The following is a 20,441-nucleotide window of genomic DNA, read 5'->3' as shown; positions in this document are numbered from 1 at the left end:
GACCGGCAGCCAGCCGGCCGACCAGCAGGAGCACCTCGTGGCCAAGCCGCCGCCGTCCACCGTCGACCATGTCGTCTCCCTCGCCAAGCGTCGGGGCTTCGTGTACCCGTGCGGCGAGATCTACGGCGGCACCCGCTCGGCCTGGGACTACGGTCCGCTCGGCGTGGAGCTCAAGGAGAACATCAAGCGCCAGTGGTGGAAGTCGATGGTCACCATGCGCGACGACATGGTGGGCCTCGACTCGAGCATCATCCTGCCGCGGCAGGTCTGGGAGGCCAGCGGCCACGTCGACACCTTCACCGACCCGCTGACCGAGTGCCAGTCGTGTCACAAGCGCTTCCGGGCCGACCACCTCCAGGAGGAGGTCGCGGAGAAGAAGGGGATCGACAACCCCGACGACGTCGACTTCGCCACCATCGCCTGCCCCAACTGCGGCACCCGCGGCGCCTGGACCGAGCCGCGTCAGTTCTCGGGCCTGCTCAAGACCTACCTCGGCGTCATCGAGAACGAGGAGGGCCTCCACTACCTGCGCCCCGAGACCGCGCAGGGCATCTTCATCAACTTCGCCAACGTCGTGACCTCGAGCCGGCAGAAGCCGCCCTTCGGCATCGCCCAGATCGGCAAGAGCTTCCGCAACGAGATCACGCCGGGCAACTTCATCTTCCGCACCCGCGAGTTCGAGCAGATGGAGATGGAGTACTTCGTCAAGCCGGGCGAGGACGAGGCCTGGCACCAGTACTGGATCGACGAGCGCACCAAGTGGTACGTCGACCTGGGCATCGACCGCGACAACCTGCGCCACTTCGAGCACCCGCAGGAGAAGCTCAGCCACTACAGCAAGCGCACGGTCGACATCGAGTACCGCTTCCGGTTCACCGGCTCGGAGTGGGGCGAGCTCGAGGGCATCGCCAACCGCACCGACTTCGACCTCTCGACGCACGCGAAGCACTCCGGCCAGGACCTGACCTACTTCGACCAGGCCAACAACGAGCGCTACACGCCGTACGTCATCGAGCCGGCCGCGGGCCTCTCGCGCAGCCTGATGACCTTCCTCGTCGACGCCTACACCGAGGACGAGGCCCCGAACACCAAGGGCGGCGTCGACAAGCGCACCGTGCTCCGGCTCGACCCGCGCCTGGCGCCGGTCAAGGTCGCCGTGCTGCCGCTGAGCCGCAACGCCGACCTGTCGCCGAAGGCGAAGGACCTCGCGATGCAGCTGCGCAGCGCCGGCTGGAACGTCGACTTCGACGACTCCGGTGCGATCGGCCGTCGCTACCGCCGCCAGGACGAGATCGGTACGCCGTACTGCGTCACGGTCGACTTCGAGACCCTCGACGACCACGCCGTGACGATCCGCGAGCGCGACTCCATGCAGCAGGAGCGGATCGGGCTCGACGGCGTCCTGTCGTACTTCGCCGAGCGTTTCGTCGGCTGCTAGCGCCCCGGCGAATGCACAATGGCGGCATGAGCACCCGTCTGCTCGGCTCCACGGCGCTGGCCGTCGTGGTCGCGGCGAGCGCGCTGGCGGGCTGCTCCGGCGACGACGGCGGCAGCGGGGCGGGCGGGTCCGAGTCGCCGACGACCTCCCCGAGCGCGTCGCCGTACCTCCCGGTGCCCGACGGCGTCACGCTCACGCCACCGGGCACCCACCTCAAGGTCGGCGACGAGGGCGTGGTCGCCTGGGAGCCGCGCCAGGACGAGGTCGGCGTGCTGGACCTCACGGTCACCAGGCTGGAGCGCACGACGACCCGCAAGACCCTCTCCGCCTGGCAGCTGACCAAGGCGCAGCGGCAGTCGACGCCGTACTTCGTGCACGTCACGGTCGAGAACGTCGGCGACACCGACCTCGGGGGGCGCCGGGTGCCGCTCTACGTCGTCAACGAGGAGAACCTGCTGCTCGAGTCGACGCCGTTCGCGAGCTCGTTCGACCCGTGTCCAAGCACGCCGCTGCCGAAGAAGTTCGGCCCCGGCGCCCGAGAGGACGTCTGCCTCGTCTACCTGGCGCCCCACCACGGCGAGCTCGAGGCCGTGAGCTTCCGGCCCGAGGAGTCCTTCGACCCGATCATCTGGACCGGCGAGGTGGAGAAGTACGTGCCGCCCAAGCCGCAGCGGAAGCCGGACCAGCCGAAGGGCAAGAAGGACGGCAAGGGCCCGAACGGCTGAGGCCGCCGGGACCGGTCGGCCAACAAGCAGGCGGTAGCTGCTCCCGGCACTCGTGGTGCCGGACGGAAAGCCGATTTTGGACCGCCCGTGTCGCGGCCGGACAATGAACACATGTCCACCGCCACGCCGCCGACCGCGCCGACCCGGAGTCTGACGCTGGGGTCGCTGACGGTCGACGTCCCCGTGGTGCTGGCGCCGATGGCGGGCATCACCAACGCGGCGTACCGACGGCTCTGCGCCGAGCAGGGCGCCGGGCTCTACGTCTGCGAGATGATCACCAGCCGCGGCCTGGTCGAGGGCGACCAGCACACCAAGGACATGCTGGTCTTCGACGAGCTCGAGACCACCCGGTCGGTCCAGCTCTACGGCACCGACCCCCTCTACGTCGGCAAGGCGGCCGAGATCCTGTGCGCCGAGTACGGCGTCGCGCACATCGACCTCAACTTCGGCTGCCCGGTCCCGAAGGTGACGCGCAAGGGCGGCGGCGGTGCGCTGCCGTGGAAGCGCGGGCTGCTCGGTGAGATCCTCGAGCGAGCCGTCTCCGCGGCCGCGCCGTACGACGTGCCGGTCACGATGAAGACCCGCAAGGGCATCGACGACGCGCACCTGACCTACCTCGACGCCGGCCGGATCGCGCAGGAGAGCGGCGTCGCCGCGATCGCGCTGCACGGCCGGACCGTGGCGCAGGCCTACTCCGGCGAGGCCGACTGGGAGGCCATCGCGGCGCTGGTCGACCACGTCGACATCCCCGTGCTCGGCAACGGTGACATCTGGGAGGCCGCCGACGCGCTGCGCATGGTCGAGCAGACCGGCGCCGCGGGTGTCGTCGTGGGCCGAGGCTGCCTGGGCCGGCCGTGGCTCTTCCGCGACCTGGCCGCGGCGTTCTCCGGAGAGGAGGTGGCGACCCTCCCGACGCTCGGCGAGGTCACCTCGATGATGCGCCGGCACGCCGAGCTGCTGTGCCGCCACCTGGGGGAGGAGCGGGGCTGCAAGGAGTTCCGCAAGCACGTCAGCTGGTACCTCAAGGGCTTCGCCGCGGGCGGCCAGATGCGGCGTTCGCTGGGCCTGGTGTGCACGCTCGCGGACCTCGACCGGCTGCTCGCCGACCTCGACCCCGACGAGCCCTTCCCGGCCAGCGCGCTGGGCGCCCCGCGGGGTCGCCAGGGCTCGCCGCGGGAGCGCGTCGTGCTGCCCGAGGGCTGGCTCGACGACGCCGACGGCGCGGGCTGCCACGTGCAGGAGGACGCCGACGAGGCCACCGGCGGGTGACCGAATACCCGATCTGTGTCGTTTGAAAATTGCACGACCGTGGAATCGGTGTGGTTGACTCAACCGTCGTTGCCGTTTCGTGACCTTCCCCCGAGAGCGGTCCGGTGACACCGACCTGACAGCAACCCGCAAAGGATCAGCGCTGTGGCAGACCACCGCCACAAGCGGGAGACCAGCGCCCGCCGTAAGCCCAGAGCCGCCCTCGTGGCCGCACCGATCGCCCTCCTGGCGACCGGATCAGCGGTGACGCTGGGCGTGTTGTCCAGTGAGCCGGTCCGCGACATCCCGGTCGCGCAGGACGCCGCCAGCATCTCCGGCGCCACCACCCGTGAGCCGGGTGCGTCCCGCGACGAGTCGCGCCTCGACACGCCTCGGGAGCGCAAGGCGTTCCAGAAGGCCGTCGATCGCAGCGCCCGGGTGGTCGCCACCCGCTCGGCGGTCCGGAAGGCCGACACCCGCCTGTGGACGACCACCGACCTCAACCTCTGGACCGGATCGGGTGACTTCGCCGCCAAGGACGGCGAGACGAAGGCCGGCAAGCGGGTGCTGGTCACCGGCCGCCGCGCCTCCGGCCGCGTGGAGATCGTCGTCGAGGGGGAGTCCCGGTGGGTCACCCAGGGCTACCTCTCGCAGGAGAAGCCGACGGCGGCCCTGTCGGTCGAGGGGAACTGCACCAATGGCACCTCGGTCTCGCCCGGGGTGAGCCCGAACATCGTGGCCGTGCACGAGGCGGTGTGCGCGAACTTCCCGGAGATCAGCACCTACGGCACGTTCCGGGGCGACGGTGAGCACTCCCAGGGCCTCGCCGTCGACATCATGGTGAGCGGCGACCGCGGCTGGCAGGTCGCGAACTTCGTGCGCGAGAACTTCGGCGCGCTCGGCGTCAACTACGTCATCTACTCCCAGCGGATCTGGTCGGTGGAGCGGTCCGGCGAGGGCTGGCGGGCCATGTCGAACCGCGGCTCGGCCACTGCCAACCACTACGACCACGTGCACGTCACGACGTACTGACAACCGTGGTCAGGGGCTCGTGACCAGGTCGATCTCGGCCCGCAGCCCCGGCGCCGTGGCAATGCGTGCGTCAGTGGTGACCAGCCTCGCGTCGAGGACCTCGGCAAGCGCGAGGTACACCGCGTCGTACGGGGTGAGGTTGTCCCGCAACTCCCAAGCTCGGGGCAGAAGCGGGGTCGGATCATGAAGAGTGATGTCCGCCGCGGTCAGGTCCGCTAGTGCGAGCGATGCCCGCTCAGGCTGCGCGTGCCCACCGAGCACGAGGCCCCGCAGGGCTGCCGCGACCTCGACGCCGATCAGTGACGGCGCGTGCACGGTGACATCGGGGTCGCTGAACCGAGCGGCGACAGCCGCTCCGAGGTCACGCACGAGGAGCCACTCGATCGCAGCAGACGTGTCGAGGACGATCACGGGGCGTTGCGTCCCGAGTCGATCAACTCCGGCGAGGAAGGGCCGGAGCGGACAGGCTCACGGGAGGCCACCAGCTCGAGAAGCTCACGACGAGTCGGCCGGTCCAAGGACCGCCGCAACTCGGCAAGTGCCAGGTCGGACAGCGAGACGCCCTCGAGGGCCGCACGTGCCTTGAGGCGTCGGTGGACGTCGTCGGGCACGTTGCGGATCTGGATCATCGTCATGCACCGAGGCTAGATTGCATGTGAGAGAGCGGCAACCATGTGCCGCGCATGGGATCCGCGCGGCTCGGGTGGGGCCGCGGGTCCTCGAACCACACGGACGTGTCGACGAGGATCACCAGGTGTCGGGCGCTCGCCGCCGCACTAGGCTCGCGCTGCCATGGAGAACCCCGACCTGTACGACGACGCCGCCCGCGAGCGGATCGTCGAGGAGCCCCGCAAGCGCGTCGACGCGCCGATCCGGACGCCGTTCGAGCGCGACCGGGCCCGCCTGGTGCACGCGGCCGCGTCCCGGCGGCTGGCCGCGAAGACCCAGGTGGTCGGCCCGCAGAGCGACGACTTCGTGCGCAACCGGCTGACGCACAGCCTCGAGGTGGCCCAGGTCGCCCGCGACCTCTCCCGGGCACTGGGCAGCCAGCCGGACATCGCCGAGACCGCGGCGCTGGCCCACGACCTCGGCCACCCGCCGTTCGGCCACAACGGCGAGCGCGTGCTGGCCGAGATGGGGGAGCCGTGCGGCGGCTTCGAGGGCAACGCGCAGACCCTGCGGCTGCTCACCCGGCTCGAGGCCAAGACCGTCGACGCCGCCGGGGCGTCGGTGGGGCTGAACCTGACCCGCGCGACGCTCGACGCCTGCACCAAGTACCCCTGGCCGCGGACCGCCGCCGAGGAGCCGCGCGGCGTGCACGCCGACGGGTCGCCGCGCACGGTGCGCAAGTTCGGCGTCTACGAGGACGACCGTCCGGTCTTCGACTGGATGCGCCGCGGCGCCGACGGCACCCGCCAGTGCCTGGAGGCGCAGGTCATGGACCTCGCCGACGACGTCGCCTACTCCGTGCACGACGTCGAGGACGGCATCGTCGCCGGCCGCATCGACCTGGCCGCGATCGACCCGGCGGCGGTGTGGGAGACGGTGCGCGACTGGTACCTGCCCGACGCCACCGACGACGTCCTCGACGCCACGCTGGCCGAGCTGCGCGCCGTGGGTGGCTGGCCGAGCACGTCGTACGACGGGAGCCGGCGCTCGCTCGCGGCCCTGAAGAACCTCACCAGTGACGTGATCGGCCGCTTCTGCGGCGCCGTGCAGCACGCCACGTTCGCGGCCAGCGACGGGCCGTTCGTCCGCTACCGCGCGGATCTCGTGGTGCCGGAGGCGACCCGGCTGGAGATCGCGGTGCTCAAGGGCATCGCCGCCCACTACGTCATGCGCGCCGACGACCGGGTCGCGCTGATGGAGCGGCAGCGCACCCTGCTCGGCGAGCTCGTCGAGGCGCTGGTCGAGCGCGGGCCCGACGCCCTGGAGCGGCCGTTCGCCGACGACTGGCTCGCCGCCGCCGACGACCTCGACCGGCTGCGCGTCGTGATCGACCAGGTCGCCTCGCTCACCGACGCCAGCGCGGTCGCCCGGCACGCCGCCCTCTGCTCCTCCTCGTGGGAGTCCTAGTCTCGGCAGCGTGACCGACCGACTCGTCTGGCTGCCGTTCGACCCCGCCGACCTGGGCGACCCGCCGTCCGGGCTGCGCTACGAGCGGGTCGACCCGACCGAGCACGTGCCCGACGGCGTCGCCGACGTGCGCTTCTACGTGCCGCCGTACCAGGTCGGACCGCGGGTCGCCGAGGTGCTGTCGCGGATGACCAGCCTGGAGGTCGTCCAGACGATGACCGCCGGCGTCGACAACATCCGCCCGCACCTGCCCGAGGGCGTCACGCTGTGCAACGGCCGCGGCATCCACGACTCCTCGACGGCCGAGCTGGCGCTCACCCTGATCCTGGCCAGCCTGCGCGGTGTCCCGGGCTTCGTGCGCGACCAGGACCGGCACCGCTGGCACTCCGGATGGCACCCCGCTCTGGCCGACAAGCGGGTGCTGATCGTCGGGTACGGCGCCGTCGGCGAGGCGATCGAGCGCCGGCTGCTGCCCTTCGAGGTCGAGGTGGTGCGGGTCGCCCGCCGTGCTCGCGACGGCGTGCACGCCATCGACGACCTGCCCGGGCTGCTGCCCGAGGTGGACGTCGTGGTGCTCGTCGTACCCCTCACCGACGCGACCCGGGGCTTGGTCGACGCCGGGTTCCTGGCCGCGATGAAGGACGGCGCGCTGCTGGTCAACGTCGCCCGGGGCGCGGTCGTCGACACGCCCGCGCTGATCGAGGCGCTCGACACCGGCCGCCTCCACGCGGCCATCGACGTCGCCGAGATCGAGCCGCTGCCCGAGGACCACGCGCTCTGGGACGCGCCCAACCTGCTGATCTCCCCGCACGTCGGCGGCGCGAGCAGCGCGATGTGGCCGCGCGCCCAGCGCCTCGTGCTCGAGCAGCTCCGCCGCTACGCCACGGGCGAGGAGCTCCTCAACGTGATGTCCGGCGAGTACTAGCGGCCACCCCGCCCGTAGGATCACGGCGTGGCAGGACGGATCCGCGAGGAGGACATCGCCGAGGTGCGCGAGAAGGCGCGCATCGACGACGTGGTCTCGCAGTACGTCACGCTCCGCAACGCCGGCGGCGGGTCCCAGAAGGGCCTCTGCCCGTTCCACGACGAGAAGTCGCCGTCGTTCAACGTCAACCCGGGCCGGGGCTTCTTCCACTGCCTGGCAGGGGAGACCCGGGTCCTGACCTGGGACGGGCCCCGCGAGATCCGTGAGCTCGCGGGTGGGACGCACCGGGTCCTCGGGGCGCGGGGCGACTGGCTCGAGGCGCCGTTCAAGTCGTACGGCGTTCAGCAACTGCACCGCATCGTGGTCACGCGCAACCGGCAGCGGAAGGAGCTCTTCGCCACCGACGGCCACCGCTGGTTCGTGCGATCCGGGAGGGACCGGAAGAAGCGCCGCGAAGTCCTCACCGCGGATCTGAAGTCCGGTGACCGCCTGGCTTCGACATTTCCGCGCTCGCGGATCCAGCGAACCACCCCGTCGCCGTTCGGCATCGCCCACGGGTTCACGTACGGCGACGGCACGCGATCCGGTACCGGGAGCATGGCCCTGCTGTGCCCGCCGAAGGACCTGGCGATGCTGAAGTGGTTCCCGAACAGCCACACGTCGGCGTCCGGCGACAACCTGCTCGTCCACCACCTGCCGCGCTTCTTCAAGGACCTGCCCCCTCTGGACGAGTCGGTGTCCTACCTCTACGGATGGCTGGCCGGCTACTTCGCGGCCGACGGATGCGTGGCAGAGGACGGCACCGTCATCCTCAACTCGGCCCGTCGCGAGGACCTCGAGTTCGTCCGCACCGTGTGCACCCGGCTGGGCATCGCGACGTACGGGATCACGTCGCAGTCACGCGTGGGGCTGGGCACGGAGGCGACCGATCTGTTCCGCGTCCACTTCGTGAACGACGACCTCACCGAGGACTTCTTCCTGCTGGACAGCCATCGACAGAGGTTCGTCGATGCAGAGAGGAAGTTCGCCCGCCTGGGCTGGGTGGTGCAGTCCGTCGAGCCCACCGACCGGGTGGAGGAAGTCTTCTGTGCCGAGGTCGAGGACGGCCACGCCTTCGTCCTCGAGGACAACATCCTCACCGGCAACTGCTTCGGCTGCGGAGAAGGTGGCGACGTCATCACCTTCCTGATGAAGATCGACGGCCTCAGCTTCGGCGAGGCGGTCGAGCGGCTCGCCGAGAAGGTCGGCGTGGTGGTGCGCCGGGAGGACGACGGGTTCGGCGGCCGGGACGACCGCCCCAAGGGCCCCCAGCGCGGCCGGCTGATCGAGGCGCACAAGGTGGCGCAGCTCTACTACGCCGAGCAGCTCGGCACTCCCGACGCGCTGGCCGCCCGGCAGTTCCTCGCCGAGCGGAGCTTCGACCAGGCCGCGGCCGAGACCTTCGGCATCGGTTTCGCCCCGCGCGAGGGCGAGGCGCTCTTCAAGCACCTGCGCGGCCGTGGGTTCACCCAGGAGGAGACGGTCGAGGCCGGACTGGTGGCGGTCGGCCGCTCGGCGTACGACCGGTTCCGCGGGCGGCTGCTCTGGCCGATCCGCGACGCGAGCGGCGACACGATCGGCTTCGGCGCGCGGCGGATCTTCGACGACGACCGCATCGAGGCGAAGTACCTCAACACCCCCGAGACCAAGATCTACAAGAAGTCCCAGGTGCTCTACGGCCTCGACCTGGCGCGGCGCGAGATCGGCCGGTCGTCGCAGGCGGTGATCGTCGAGGGCTACACCGACGTGATGGCCTGCCATCTCGCGGGCGTCGGCACAGCGGTCGCGACCTGCGGCACGGCGTTCGGCGACGACCACGCGCGGGTGCTGCGGCGCTTCCTCAACGACCACGAGGAGTTCCGCGGCGAGGTGATCTTCACCTTCGACGGCGACGCGGCCGGGCAGAAGGCGGCGGTCCGCGCCTTCGGCGGCGACCAGAACTTCGTCTCCCAGACCTACGTCTCCGTCGAGCCCGACGGCCTCGACCCGTGCGACCTGCGCATCAAGAAGGGCGACGCCGCGGTGCGCGAGCTGGTCGCCCGTCGGGTGCCGCTCTACCGGTTCGTGCTCTCCAACATCGTCGCCAAGTACGACCTCGACCGCGCCGACGGCCGCATCGACGCGCTGCGTGAGGGCGCCCGCCTGGTCTCGAGCATCCGCGACCGGTCGAAGGTCGACGCCTTCGCCCGCGAGCTCGCCGGGATGGTCGGCGTCGACCCCGACGAGGCCCGGGCCGAGGTGCGCAGGTCCGCCTCCCGACAGGCCCGCGACGCCGGCGGCCCCGGTGCCGGGCAGCCCGCGACCGCTCCGCCGCGCTCCAACGTCCCGGACCTCCGCGACCCGCGCTTCTCGATCGAGCGCGAGACGCTCAAGCTGGTCATCCAGCACCCGATGACGATCGGCCGGCTCACCTCCCACGTCGGCCCCGACGACTTCACGCACCCGACGTACCGTGCCGTCTGGGAGATCGTCGCCGCAGCAGGCGGGCCCACCGCGGGCGCCGGCGACGCGGGCTGGGCGACCCGGCTGCGCGACGCCGCGGTCGACCCGGCGGTCTCGTCGGCGATCAGCGCGCTCGGCGTCGAGCCGCTGATGAAGGAGCCCGACGCGGCGTACGTCGCCCAGTACCTGCTGCGGCTCCAGGAGCTCACCGTGGCCCGGCGGATCGCCGACATCAAGTCCAAGCTGCAGCGCACCAACCCCGTCGAGAACCCCGAGGTGTTCAACCGGATGTTCGGAGAGCTGGCCGCCCTGGAGGCGCACCGCCGCGCGCTGCGCGACCGCCTGACGGGGCCGGCCGAGTGAGCCCGCTCTTCCGTCGCGAGCGGACCCCGGTGCGCGTCGAGCGCGGTGAGCGGCTGCTCGCCGACGCCGTCGCGGAGGACGCGCGCCTCGGCGGCACCCGCGACGCGCTGTACGTCGTCCGCACCCTCGGCCACGACCGCCTCGGCCTCGAGGAGACCGTGCGGATCCCGTGGGAGCAGGTCCAGGCCGCCGACTGGGACCAGGACACCTCGACGCTCCGGGTCAGCGAGGTCGGCGCCTGGGGGGAGCGGCGCCCCGAGCACACCTTCAACCTCACCGAGCCCGGGCGGCTGCTCGAGCTGGTGCGCGAGCGCGTCACCGCCAGCGTCGTGCTCCAGCGGCACGTCCCGGTCGACGGCCGGCGCGGGGTGCGCGTGATCGCCCGCCGTGCGCCCCGGGGAGACCAGCCGATCGCCTGGTTCTACGAGTACGACGAGGGCGTCGACCCCGACGATCCCGCCGTCCGCCGCGCCGCCGCGGAGGCGTTCGCCGAGGCCCGCGCCGCCGTCGGCGCCGACTGACACCTCGATTTCCGCTGCTGCCGGCCGATTGCTAACCTGTGCGGGCGCACGATCCCCTGTAGCTCAACTGGCAGAGCATTCGGCTGTTAACCGGAGGGTTGTTGGTTCGAGTCCAACCGGGGGAGCAAGCGAAGAGGGCCTCTGGTCTGCGGCGACGCGGACCAGGGGTCTTCTTGGTACCTACAGGCTCTCATCGCCTGCGGTGACGCCAGGCTTTCGTCGTACCCGACCTCAGTGTCGTGGATCCGCGGATTCGGGAGCAGGATCGTCAGGTGCGTGAGTCGCCCACGCCTCTGGTCAGTTCGGCTCGCCACCAGGCGCCGTCCTGGACCCGCTCCACGCGGCGCAGAGCGAGGCCGCGGTAGGCGAAGGCGTCGAGCTCGGTGCGGCTGAGCGGCCACGGCGGGCCCTTCACCTCGGCTCCTTCGTCGCGCGTGGTCGCCAGGACCAGGAGAGTGCCTGCTGGCGCCACCAGGGCGGCGATGCTCTGCGCCGCGACCGAGTGCTGCTCGGGCGGCATCGACTGCACGGTGAGGCTCTCCACCACCAGGTCGAACCTGCCCTGCCATGCACGAGGAAGGTCCAAGACGTCCGCGACGAGGTAGTCCACCTCGCTGTCCGGGTACGTGCGCCGCGCGGCAGCGATCGCGGTCGGTGCGAAGTCGAACCCCGTGGTCCGAAAGCCCAGCAGCGCAAGGAACTCGGCATCGGCCCCGTAGCCGCACCCCACCACCAGCGCCTCGCGGCCACTGCCCGCGAGGTCCCGGGTCTCGGCCCACTCGACGAGCTGGGGACGGGGCGCGCCGTAGTCCCAGGGCGGCCGGGCTCCGCCGGCCTCCGCGCTCGCGTAGAACTCCTCGAAGATGCCGGACATCTCACCCGTCACGGTGTGAGGCTACCGAGGAGGCGGCCCCGCGGGCCACGTCGCTGTCACAACTCGCCGCCGGCCGTCGTCTGGATGTCGAAGCGACTCACACAGGAGGACGACATGACGGGCACGACGCGCATCCCCGCCGCCGAGATCACCGGCTTCAAGGGCGCGCTGATCAAGCGGTTCGCGAAGAGGACCCTGGGCCGGGTGCCGAGCTCGCTCGGCGTCTACTGGCACAACCAGCAGGTGATGATGGGCATGGCCGCCGTCGGCGGCAAGGTCCGGAAGTGGGACACCTGCGACGAGCAGCTCAAGTCGTTCGCGCACATGGCGGTCGCCGCCCAGGTCGGCTGCAGCTGGTGCCTGGACTTCAACTACTTCGAGGCACACAACAAGAACCTCGACATGGACAAGGCGCGTGAGATCCCGCGGTGGCGGGAGTCGGATGCGTTCACGCCGCTCGAGCGGGAGGTGCTGGCGTACGCCGAGGCGATGACGGTCACGGAACCGACGGTGACCGACGAGATGGTGGCGTCGCTGCGGCGCCAGCTCGGTGATGCCGCACTGGTCGAGCTCACCGCGGTGATCGCGTTCGCCAACTTCACCACGCGCCCCAACGTGGCGCTCGGCATCGAGTCCGACGGGTTCGCCGCGGCGTGCGGCCTCAAGCCGCTCGCGCGGCCCACCGCCGTAGGCTCGTGATCGTGACCGAGGATCCGTTCGTCACGCATCGTGGGCTGCTCTTCACCGTCGCCTACGACATGCTCGGCTCGGCCGCCGACGCCGAGGACGTCGTCCAGGAGACCTGGCTGCGGTGGGACGCGATCGGCGCGGACGGGCGCGCCGAGGTCCGTGCACCGCGGGCGTTCCTGGTGCGGATGGTCACCCGCAAGACGCTGGACCGGCTGCGCTCCAACGCCCGGCGGCGCGAGGAGTACGTCGGCGAGTGGCTGCCCGAGCCGCTGCTCACCGCCCCGGACGTGGCCGACGACGTCGAGCTCGCCGAGAGCGTGTCCTTCGCGATGCTCACCGTGCTCGAGACGCTGACGCCCACCGAGCGCGCGGTGTTCGTGCTGCGGGAGGTCTTCGACCTGCCGTACGGCGAGATCGCCGAGGTGGTCGACAAGTCCGCGGCCGCCGTACGCCAGATCGGACACCGGGCGCGCGAGCACGTCGCGGCGCGGCGGCCCCGGATGGAGGTCAGCCGCGGCGAGCAGCAAGAGGTCGTCGAGCGGTTCCTCGCGGCGGTGACCGGCGGCGACCTGCAGGGGCTGCTCGACGTCCTCGCGCCCGACGTCGTGCTCGTCGCCGACGGCGGCGGAGTCGCCCAGGCCGTCGTCAACCCCGTGGTCGGCGCGAAGAAGGTCGCCAACCTGCTGCGGCCGTTCGCCCGGCTCGCCCCCGGGGCCGAGATCCTGCCGGTGCCGCTCAACGGCGCGCTCGGGGCGCTGATCGTGGGCACCGACGACGGCCACGACACCGCCGTCACCTTCGCCGTCGACGAAGGCCGGATCAGCCGCATCTACGCTGTCCGCAACCCCGCCAAGCTCGGGCGGATCGACGTGGAGACGACGGTCAGCCGCTAGGTCGTCCTTCCACGAGGCGACCGCCGAACGCGAGCCGTCCCGCGGGGGCGTCGTCGACCCCTGGCGGACCGGAGCCGGCGGAGTCAGACTGGTGGACATGGGCGAGGTCCCGGTCGCACTGCAGATCGGCGTGTGTGCGCTGATCTCGATCGCCGCCGTCCTGGCGCTCGTCGTCGTCTGGCGCGACGACCACAAGTGGGTGGAGCGAGACAAGGACGCCGCCCCGGTCGCGGAACCAGGTCCCTACCCCCTGGACCTCCGCGAGCTGGCGCATCGGCCGGCCCACCACGGTCGCTCGTGACCGAGTGCGCCCGGACCGTGGCAGGGCGACGTCAGGCCGATGACGCCCGCACCCGGAGCTCGCCGGCCAGCAGGCGCTGTCGTCGCAGCCCACGCCGACCGTTGACCAGCCCGACCAGCAGGTCGACGGAGGCGACGCCGACCTCGGCCGGCCGCATGCTGACCGTCGTGACCGGCGGGTCGAGGTGTGCGTAACCGGGGTCGTCGCTGAAGCACGCCACGGCGAGATCGCGCGGCACCGTGAGGTCGTGCTCGGCCGCCGCCTCGAGCAGCAGCCGGCCCGAGTCGTCGTAGACGCCGAAGACCGCGTCGGGGGAGCGCCGCAGCGCCGCCTCGATCGCCGCCCGCTCGCCGGCGCCGGCGAGGTCGGGCGTGAAGGTCTCCACGACCGGCTCCTGGCCCGCCGCCGTGCACCATCCGTCGTACGCCGAGCGCAGGATCGCCGGGAACGCGTCGTCGTGGTCGGGTAGCACGGCCGCGATCCGTCGGGCGCCGCCCGTGCGGAAGTGGTCGAGGAGGTCGACGAGCGCGGCGCCGTCGTCGGTGTCGACCCAGGCGTCGGAGCGCCGTGACTCCAGCGGTCGACCGGCGCAGACCAGCGGGATGCCGCGCTTGGCGAGGATCGACAGCACCGGATCGTGCACCCGCGGCTCGACGTGCACCACCCCGTCGAGCGGCGTGGTGAGCCAGGTCCACGACGACATCGACGCCGGCAGCACGACGAGCAGGTAGCCCCGCTCGTGTGCCGCCCGGATCGCGGCCAGGATCAGCTCGGCGTAGTAGGGGATCTCGGTGTACGGCACGGCCACGTCGCCGTGCGTGGCCATGGTGAGGCCGAGGACGCCCGTGCCGCCGCGGGCCTGCGCGCGGGCCGAGGTGTAGGGCACGTAGCTGAGGTCGTGCGCGGCCTCGAGCACCCGCTGCCGGGTCTCCTCCGAGAGCCGGCCGGTGCCGTTGAGCGCGTTCGAGACGGTCGCCGTCGAGACGCCGGCCCGCTCGGCGACCTGGCCCACCGTGGGCCGCACCCGTCGCCCCGCCATCGAGCCTCCCGTTCCACAACCCTTGTGGTTATCTCGTTAATCATCCACGTTCCTCGCCATGAGCGAGCCCGAAGCCGTCACCCAGATCTCCCGCCGGTCCCTGGTCGCCGGAGCCGGCGTCGCCGCGGCCGGCCTCGCCGTCGCCGGACCGTCGGCGGCGCTGGCCGCGGCGGCGGTCCGCCCCCGGCGTACCGCCCGGGTCATCGTCGGCGGCCACGTCTTCACCGGCACCGGTCGAGGTGGGGGAGAGGCCGTTGCGATCGGTCCCGACGGCCGCATCCAGGCGGTCGGCAGCACCCGCGAGATCAAGCGGATGGCCGACCGGCGTACCGAGGTCGTGCACGCCGACGGCGGCACGATCATGGCCGGCATCCACGACGGCCACATGCACCCGCTCGGCGCCGCTGAGCAGGCGATGAACCCCTCGCTCGGCAACGTCTCGATGACCGTCGCCGACCTCCAGGCGACGCTCCAGGGCTTCCTCGACGAGAGCGCCGCCAAGGAGCCGGACGGCTGGCTCCAGGTCACCGACTGGAGCCCGGTCGGGCTGCTGCCCGCGGGCACCGTCGCCCACCGCTCGATGCTCGACGCGCTGAAGACGTCGCGGCCGATCTACCTCCAGGGCTCCGACTTCCACAACGCCTGGGTCAACAGCCGGGCGCTCGCCCTCGCGGGCATCGACCGAAGCACCCCGAACCCGCCCGGCGGCGAGATCGTGCGCGACGGCAGCGGCGAGCCGACGGGGCTGCTCAAGGACACCGCGCAGGACCTGGTCGGCCGGGTGATCCCGCCGCCGTCGCGGGCCGAGCTCGAGGCGGCGTACGCCGACACGCTCGCCTACCTGCTCAGCCTGGGCATCACCTCGTTCCTCGACGCCGCTTCCGGCGAGGACTCGCTGAAGTGGTACGCCGAGCTGCGCAGCGCCGGCCACCTCCTCCAGCAGGTCACCCCGGCCCTGCGCCTGTCGAACAAGCTGACCAAGCACCCCCAGCAGGCGGCCGAGTGGCTGGCCGGGCTGCGCAAGAAGTACGGCGACGTGCCGGGCCTGCACGTCACGACGACCAAGGTCTTCGTGGACGGCGTGATCGAGTACCCCGCGCAGACGGCCGCCCTGCTCACGCCGTACCTCGACGAGGACGGCAAGCCGACCAAGAACCGCGGCGACCTCTACCTCTCCAGCAAGGAGTACCAACGCCTCGCGGTGGTGCTCGACAAGGCGGGCTGGCAGCTGCACAGCCACGCCATCGGCGACCGGGCGGTGCGGGTGGCGCTCGATGCCTACGAGGCGGCGGTCAACGCCAACGGGCGGTCGGCGCGGCGGCACCGGCACACGATCGCGCACCTCCAGCTCGTGCACCCGGCGGACTACCCCCGCTTCGCCGACACCGGGACTCTCGCGTGCATGCAGCTCCAGTGGGCGGTGCGCGACGAGTGGACGCTCGACGCGCTGCGGCCGTTCATCGGCGAGGAGCGGTTCCGTCGGCTGTACCCGGCCCGCAGCCTGCAGCGCGCCGGCGCCCGCCTGGTCGGCGGCTCCGACTGGCCGGTCGACCCGCTGCGTCCGTTCAACCAGATCGCGACCGCGATGGACCGCACCTGGTACGCCGCCGTGCCGCGACCGCTGCTCGCGGAGGAGGGCCTGAGTCGATCCGCCGCGCTCACGATGCACACCGCGGGCAGCGCCTACCAGCTGCACGAGGGCAGTCGCGGCACGGTCGCCCCCGGCAAGGTCGCCGACCTGATCGTGGTCGACCGCAACCTGGAGAGGTCCGGGGCCCGGGCGATCCGGGCCGCGTCGGTGCGCACGACGCTCGTCGGGGGCCGGGTCGTCTACGACGCCGACAGCTCCGAGGGGCGCCGGCGGGCGCGCACGGGCGCGGCCCTGGCGGCGGCCGCCGGCCGCCGGGCGCCGCACTCCTGCTGCGGCTGAGCCTCGATCCACCGATTTGCGGCGTCGCGCAGCAGGCGGAAATCGGTGGATCGAGGCTGAGGCGCGGCTACTCGCCCCAGCCCATCGGGAACACCTCGAAGGCGGCGGCGAACGGCGTACCGAGCCGCTGCCCGGTCTGCCGGGCGAAGCCCTCGAGGAACTCGCGCGGGTCCCAGTTCTCCCAGCCGAGGCCGTCGATGTAGGCGCGGTGGGCCTCGAGCGAGGCGACGCCGGCGTCGAAGGTCTCGGTGGTGTCGACGGCGTGCGTCGCCTGCGGGGAGCCGGCGGCCCAGACGGCGCGGACGCCGCCCCACGGCTCGAGGCCGTCGGTGAGCTGCTCGGGGAAGACCCAGCGGTTGCCGGCGTCGCGGACCGCGTCGAGCACCGCCCGGCCGGTGGCGATGTGGTCGGCCTGGTTGAGGTTGAGCCCGCCCCAGGTGTCGCGGAAGTTGCCGGTGATCACGATCTCCGGCCGGTGCCGGCGGACGACCCCGGCGATCGCGCGACGCAGCGGTACGCCGTACTCGAGGATGCCGTCGGGCTGGCCGAGGAAGTCGACCTGGGACACCCCGACGATGCGGGCCGACTCCACCTGCTCGGCCTCGCGCACCCGCCGGCACTCGTCGGGCGGCAGCGCGTCGATGCCGGCCTCGCCGGAGGTCACCATGCAGTAGACGACGTCCTTGCCCTGACCGGTCCAGCGAGCGACGGCGGCGGCCGCGCCGAACTCCAGATCGTCGGGGTGCGCCACCACGCACAGTGCGCGCTGCCAGTCCTCCGGAACGGCTTCCAGCTTCTCGGGCTCCATGTCGACAGCATGGCAGGCGGGCGGGTCGTGACCCGTCGCCCGCTTGACATGCAGCCAAATGGCTGCATGAAATGGAGGCGTGGACGCGGTGTTCAAGGCGCTCGCCGACCCGACCCGGCGGGCCCTGCTCGACCGGCTGGAGGAGCGCAGCGGGCAGACGCTCGGGGAGCTCTGCGACGGCCTGGACATGGCCCGGCAGTCGGTGAGCAAGCACCTCGCGGTGCTCGAGGAGTCCGGCGTCGTCACCACGCGGTGGTGCGGCCGGCAGAAGCTGCACTTCCTCGACGCCGCGCCCATCAACGCCATCGCCGAGCGGTGGCTGAGCCGCTACGACCGCCGGCGCGCCGAGGCGCTCGCCGATCTCAAGACCGCCCTGGAGGCACCTCCCATGCATGAGTTCGTCTACACCACCTACATCCGCACCACGCCCGACGCGCTGTGGCAGGCGCTCACCGACCCGTCGTTCACCAGCCGCTACTGGGGTGTCGAGCTGACGTCGGACTGGCGGGTCGGGTCGGTCGTCTCCTGGCGGTTCGCCGGCGTCACGATGGCCGACGACGAGGGCGTCGTACTCGAGTCCGACCCGCCGCGACGGCTGTCCTACCGCTGGCACCCGATCACGCCGGAGTTCGGCCGGGCGATCGGGTCCGACGCGGAGGAGGTCGCCCGCCTCGCCGCCGAGCCGCGCTCGGCGGTGACTTTCGAGATCGAGCCGGTGGGGGAGATGGTCAAGCTCCGGGTGACCCACGGCGGCTTCGCCGAGGGGAGCGAGATCCTGCCCGGCATCAGCGAGGGCTGGCCCGCCATCCTCGCGAGCCTCAAGACGCTGCTGGAGACGGGCGAGCCGCTGCCCGCGTGAGGGCTGCCCGCGGCGGGTACGGAGGCCGCGTGGGTGAGATCCGCGTCGGCATCTCCGGCTGGACCTACGCCGGCTGGCGCGGCGACTTCTACCCGCGCGGGCTCCCGCAGCGCGAGGAGCTGCACTACGCGGCCGAGCGGCTCGGCACCGTCGAGATCAACGGCTCGTTCTACTCGCTGCAGCGGCCCACGTCGTACGCCGCCTGGCGCGACGCGACCCCGGAGGACTTCCTCTTCGCCGTCAAGGGCGGCCGGTTCGTCACGCACCTGAAGCGGCTGCGCGACGTCGAGGCGCCGCTCGCCAACTTCTTCGCCTCGGGCGTGCTCGCGCTCGAGGGTCGGCTCGGTCCGGTGCTGTGGCAGCTGCCCGAGCGGCTGCGGTACGACGCCGACCTGCTCGCGTCGTTCTTCGACCTGCTCCCGCGCACCGTGGGGGAGGCCGCCGCCCTGGCCCGGCGTCACGACGACAAGGTGCGGGAGGACCGGGCGCTCACCCGAGCGCCGCGCGGGTACGCCGACCGCCCGGTCCGCCACGCCCTGGAGTTCCGCCACGCGTCCTACTGCACCGACGAGGCGTTCGCGCTGCTCCGCGAGCACGACATCGCCTGCGTCGTCGCCGACTCCGCCGGACGCTGGCCACGCGCCGAGGTCGTCACCAGCGACCTCGCCTACGTCCGTCTGCACGGCGACGAGGAGCTCTACGCGAGCGGCTACTCAGACCGCGCGCTCGACCGATGGGCCGAGCGGATCCGACGCTGGTCCCGCGACGCCGACGTGGTCGTCTACTTCGACAACGACGCCCAGGGCTTCGCACCCCACGACGCCCTCCGGCTCATGGGTCGCCTGGGCCTCCACTAGTGGTCGTCGCTGGAAGTTCCTCGGGCCACCCGAAGAACTTCCGGTGATGGCCACTAGGCTCTCGACCCCGAGGGCCGCGCCCTCAGGGGGCGGTAGCTCAGTCGGTCAGAGCAGAGGACTCATAATCCTTGGGTCGTGGGTTCGAGCCCCACCCGCCCCACGAGGCTAGACATCCAGGTCGCCGCCGGACGGCCCGCGACCAGTGCCTTGCAGGTAGCACCCTCACCAGGGCCTCTCGGACTCCGACGGCAACGAGGACTGTGCTCCGGCTACCCCGATGGCGGCCACGCCCGACACGAGACCGGGCACGGTGACGGCGTCGGTACGCCCTAGGCGTCCCCGAAGCTGGTCGAGGACCAACGCTCACCGGCGCGGCGTGACCGCCAGCCTTCCGTGGGGCACAGTGACTGTCGTGAACTGGAAGGAGTTCATTTCCGAGGTTCTGGGCGCTGTGGCATGGCCGACAGCGTTCGTCGCCGCCGCACTCATCTTCCGCACAGAGGTCAAAGCCTTGATCGGCCGGGTCAAGTACGGTGAGGCGTTCGGCGCCAAGCTCACCTTTGGTGACGGCATCAATGAAGTCGAGTCCGCGCGAGCAGAAGCGGACGTTGGCGGGATGCAATCCGCGTCCGTGGTCTCTGAGACCCGCCTCTACAACCTCGCTCGAGACCTGGCAGATCATCCGTCGTTGCTCGTTGTGACGGCTTGGGAGGAGGTGCAAGCGCCGATCTGGGAACTCGGTAGGGCGTACTTCCCGCGATTCGGGCCCGGCAGTGACAGGGCATCCGGCCCCATCAGAACGAATGACGACGTCGTCAGAGAGTTGGGCAGGGAGATCGTCCTGCCGTTCTGGGTCAGGCAGTATGAGCGGCTTCGCGATCTCCGAGATTCTGTCGCGCACGGACGCGTATCCCCCACGGAAGGCGAAGCCTCGGCCTACGTGGTGAATGCCGCCTGGCTGATTAGGTCCGCGCAGGCTCTGGCCGAATCGGCGCCGGGATAACCTCACGTGCCGCCACGTCCGCCCATCGAAGGTGCCGCGGTGAGTGAGCAACCTTCTGGCGGCGACATTCGGTTGCTGACGCACCGCCGCCCGGCGGGTGGCACTGGCCCGCCGTCCTCGCCGGGCCGCCTCGAGCAAGGCATGCCGACCCCGTCCCCTCGCCATCATCATCCGGTTGCCACCCGACGAGTCGAGTGCGGATTCGCGTGGCTACTCGATCGAGCAAGCTCGACGCCTGACACGTCGAGCGGCGACCTCAGGGACGGCAGATTGCGGAGACGCGGTCACTGCGGTCGGCGTGCTGCTGTCCGCAGGACGGTCCGGACCAGATCTGCTCTCGAGCCCGAGCACCGAGCCCGAGACATACGTCAGCCCGCT

General features: G+C 71.6%; 20 protein-coding genes and 2 tRNA genes. 17 read left to right on the top strand and 5 right to left on the bottom strand.

The window, feature by feature from the left end:
- The first annotated feature begins 37 nt into the window (after positions 1-37).
- The 4 genes from KM427_RS17055 to KM427_RS17040 all read left to right on the top strand — a co-directional run bounded on the left by KM427_RS17055 (position 38) and on the right by KM427_RS17040 (position 4,443).
- Positions 38-1,438: a glycine--tRNA ligase gene (locus tag KM427_RS17055; protein WP_183593658.1), complete on the top strand. Its 1,401-nt coding sequence runs from the start codon at positions 38-40 to the stop codon at positions 1,436-1,438.
- Between the two features lie 26 nt (positions 1,439-1,464).
- Positions 1,465-2,163, top strand: coding sequence for a hypothetical protein (locus KM427_RS17050; protein ID WP_215524675.1), 699 nt, complete (start codon positions 1,465-1,467; stop codon positions 2,161-2,163).
- A gap of 111 nt (positions 2,164-2,274) precedes the next feature.
- Positions 2,275-3,432 carry a tRNA dihydrouridine synthase DusB gene (dusB, locus tag KM427_RS17045; RefSeq protein WP_183593660.1) on the top strand — a complete coding sequence of 386 codons (1,158 nt, stop codon included), beginning with the start codon at positions 2,275-2,277 and terminating at the stop codon, positions 3,430-3,432.
- Positions 3,433-3,576: 144 nt separating this feature from the next.
- Positions 3,577-4,443 (top strand): VldE C-terminal domain-containing protein, encoded by an 867-nt coding sequence (locus KM427_RS17040; RefSeq protein WP_215524674.1) that lies wholly within the window; start codon positions 3,577-3,579, stop codon positions 4,441-4,443.
- A 9-nt stretch (positions 4,444-4,452) separates the two neighbouring features.
- Here KM427_RS17040 and KM427_RS17035 read toward each other — a convergent pair whose 3' ends face one another.
- Both KM427_RS17035 and KM427_RS17030 read right to left on the bottom strand, forming a co-directional pair.
- On the bottom strand, positions 4,453-4,854 hold the full coding sequence (locus KM427_RS17035) for a type II toxin-antitoxin system VapC family toxin (protein WP_215524673.1): 402 nt from the start codon (positions 4,852-4,854) through the stop codon (positions 4,453-4,455).
- Positions 4,851-5,078 (bottom strand): FitA-like ribbon-helix-helix domain-containing protein, encoded by a 228-nt coding sequence (locus KM427_RS17030; protein WP_183593663.1) that lies wholly within the window; start codon positions 5,076-5,078, stop codon positions 4,851-4,853. The genes KM427_RS17035 and KM427_RS17030 overlap by 4 nt, the downstream gene beginning before the upstream one ends.
- Before the next feature lie 157 nt (positions 5,079-5,235).
- Here KM427_RS17030 and KM427_RS17025 point away from each other — a divergent pair, with 157 nt between their 5' ends.
- From KM427_RS17025 to KM427_RS17005, 5 genes are all read left to right on the top strand, one after another.
- On the top strand, positions 5,236-6,519 hold the full coding sequence (locus KM427_RS17025) for a deoxyguanosinetriphosphate triphosphohydrolase (RefSeq protein WP_215524672.1): 1,284 nt from the start codon (positions 5,236-5,238) through the stop codon (positions 6,517-6,519).
- A gap of 10 nt (positions 6,520-6,529) precedes the next feature.
- On the top strand, positions 6,530-7,444 hold the full coding sequence (locus KM427_RS17020) for a 2-hydroxyacid dehydrogenase (protein ID WP_215524671.1): 915 nt from the start codon (positions 6,530-6,532) through the stop codon (positions 7,442-7,444).
- Positions 7,445-7,471: 27 nt separating this feature from the next.
- Entirely contained in the window at positions 7,472-10,288 is a 2,817-nt protein-coding gene (gene dnaG, locus KM427_RS17015) for a DNA primase (RefSeq protein ID WP_215524670.1), read from the top strand.
- The gene (locus KM427_RS17010; RefSeq protein WP_215524669.1) at positions 10,285-10,809 is read left to right on the top strand and encodes a hypothetical protein; all 525 of its coding nucleotides are present in this window, start codon (positions 10,285-10,287) and stop codon (positions 10,807-10,809) included. Before dnaG ends, KM427_RS17010 begins: the two co-directional genes overlap by 4 nt.
- 52 nt (positions 10,810-10,861) lie before the next feature.
- A tRNA-Asn gene (locus tag KM427_RS17005) sits at positions 10,862-10,934 on the top strand.
- Between the two features lie 143 nt (positions 10,935-11,077).
- Here KM427_RS17005 and KM427_RS17000 read toward each other — a convergent pair.
- Entirely contained in the window at positions 11,078-11,695 is a 618-nt protein-coding gene (locus KM427_RS17000; RefSeq protein WP_215524668.1) for a class I SAM-dependent methyltransferase, read from the bottom strand.
- Positions 11,696-11,797: 102 nt separating this feature from the next.
- Here KM427_RS17000 and KM427_RS16995 point away from each other — a divergent pair, with 102 nt between their 5' ends.
- From KM427_RS16995 to KM427_RS16985, 3 genes are all read left to right on the top strand, one after another.
- Entirely contained in the window at positions 11,798-12,382 is a 585-nt protein-coding gene (locus tag KM427_RS16995; RefSeq protein ID WP_183593957.1) for a carboxymuconolactone decarboxylase family protein, read from the top strand.
- A gap of 2 nt (positions 12,383-12,384) precedes the next feature.
- Positions 12,385-13,266 carry an RNA polymerase sigma-70 factor gene (locus tag KM427_RS16990; protein WP_183593959.1) on the top strand — a complete coding sequence of 294 codons (882 nt, stop codon included), beginning with the start codon at positions 12,385-12,387 and terminating at the stop codon, positions 13,264-13,266.
- A 97-nt stretch (positions 13,267-13,363) separates the two neighbouring features.
- Positions 13,364-13,567, top strand: a complete 204-nt coding sequence (locus KM427_RS16985) for a hypothetical protein (RefSeq protein WP_215524667.1) — start codon at positions 13,364-13,366, stop codon at positions 13,565-13,567.
- Positions 13,568-13,598: 31 nt separating this feature from the next.
- Here the strand turns inward: KM427_RS16985 and KM427_RS16980 are convergent, their stop codons facing one another.
- Positions 13,599-14,606 carry a LacI family DNA-binding transcriptional regulator gene (locus KM427_RS16980; protein ID WP_183593962.1) on the bottom strand — a complete coding sequence of 336 codons (1,008 nt, stop codon included), beginning with the start codon at positions 14,604-14,606 and terminating at the stop codon, positions 13,599-13,601.
- A gap of 58 nt (positions 14,607-14,664) precedes the next feature.
- Here KM427_RS16980 and KM427_RS16975 point away from each other — a divergent pair, with 58 nt between their 5' ends.
- A complete protein-coding gene (locus KM427_RS16975) occupies positions 14,665-16,536 on the top strand; it encodes an amidohydrolase (RefSeq protein ID WP_215524666.1) in 1,872 nt (623 codons plus the stop codon).
- 67 nt (positions 16,537-16,603) lie between these two features.
- Here the strand turns inward: KM427_RS16975 and KM427_RS16970 are convergent, their stop codons facing one another.
- Positions 16,604-17,344, bottom strand: coding sequence for a PIG-L deacetylase family protein (locus KM427_RS16970; protein WP_183593966.1), 741 nt, complete (start codon positions 17,342-17,344; stop codon positions 16,604-16,606).
- Between the two features lie 79 nt (positions 17,345-17,423).
- On the opposite strand from KM427_RS16970, the gene KM427_RS16965 reads away from it, so the two are divergent.
- From KM427_RS16965 to KM427_RS16950, 4 genes are all read left to right on the top strand, one after another.
- Complete coding sequence (locus KM427_RS16965) at positions 17,424-18,203, top strand: ArsR/SmtB family transcription factor (RefSeq protein WP_215524665.1); 780 nt, start codon at positions 17,424-17,426, stop codon at positions 18,201-18,203.
- A 29-nt stretch (positions 18,204-18,232) separates the two neighbouring features.
- Positions 18,233-19,060, top strand: coding sequence for a DUF72 domain-containing protein (locus KM427_RS16960; protein ID WP_215524664.1), 828 nt, complete (start codon positions 18,233-18,235; stop codon positions 19,058-19,060).
- Positions 19,061-19,146: 86 nt separating this feature from the next.
- A tRNA-Ile gene (locus KM427_RS16955) sits at positions 19,147-19,220 on the top strand.
- A gap of 252 nt (positions 19,221-19,472) precedes the next feature.
- Positions 19,473-20,063: a hypothetical protein gene (locus KM427_RS16950; protein ID WP_215524663.1), complete on the top strand. Its 591-nt coding sequence runs from the start codon at positions 19,473-19,475 to the stop codon at positions 20,061-20,063.
- Positions 20,064-20,441: the final 378 nt, after the last annotated feature.

The organism is Nocardioides sp. LMS-CY, from assembly GCF_018732145.1.
Taxonomy (GTDB): Bacteria; Actinomycetota; Actinomycetes; order Propionibacteriales; family Nocardioidaceae; genus Nocardioides; species Nocardioides soli.
Note: the sequence above shows the minus strand (reverse complement) of the source record. Positions and strands in the feature narration are given on the sequence as shown.

What these genes read in the sequence shown, in the direction of transcription:
- KM427_RS17030 (WP_183593663.1), bottom strand. Translation starts at nt 5,078, where the DNA reads ATGACGATGATCCAGATCCGCAACGTGCCCGACGACGTCCACCGACGC.
- dusB (WP_183593660.1), top strand. Translation starts at nt 2,275, where the DNA reads ATGTCCACCGCCACGCCGCCGACCGCGCCGACCCGGAGTCTGACGCTG.
- KM427_RS16995 (WP_183593957.1), top strand. Translation starts at nt 11,798, where the DNA reads ATGACGGGCACGACGCGCATCCCCGCCGCCGAGATCACCGGCTTCAAG.
- KM427_RS16970 (WP_183593966.1), bottom strand. Translation starts at nt 17,344, where the DNA reads ATGGAGCCCGAGAAGCTGGAAGCCGTTCCGGAGGACTGGCAGCGCGCA.
- KM427_RS16980 (WP_183593962.1), bottom strand. Translation starts at nt 14,606, where the DNA reads ATGGCGGGGCGACGGGTGCGGCCCACGGTGGGCCAGGTCGCCGAGCGG.
- KM427_RS16975 (WP_215524666.1), top strand. Translation starts at nt 14,665, where the DNA reads ATGAGCGAGCCCGAAGCCGTCACCCAGATCTCCCGCCGGTCCCTGGTC.
- KM427_RS16985 (WP_215524667.1), top strand. Translation starts at nt 13,364, where the DNA reads ATGGGCGAGGTCCCGGTCGCACTGCAGATCGGCGTGTGTGCGCTGATC.
- KM427_RS17050 (WP_215524675.1), top strand. Translation starts at nt 1,465, where the DNA reads ATGAGCACCCGTCTGCTCGGCTCCACGGCGCTGGCCGTCGTGGTCGCG.
- KM427_RS17025 (WP_215524672.1), top strand. Translation starts at nt 5,236, where the DNA reads ATGGAGAACCCCGACCTGTACGACGACGCCGCCCGCGAGCGGATCGTC.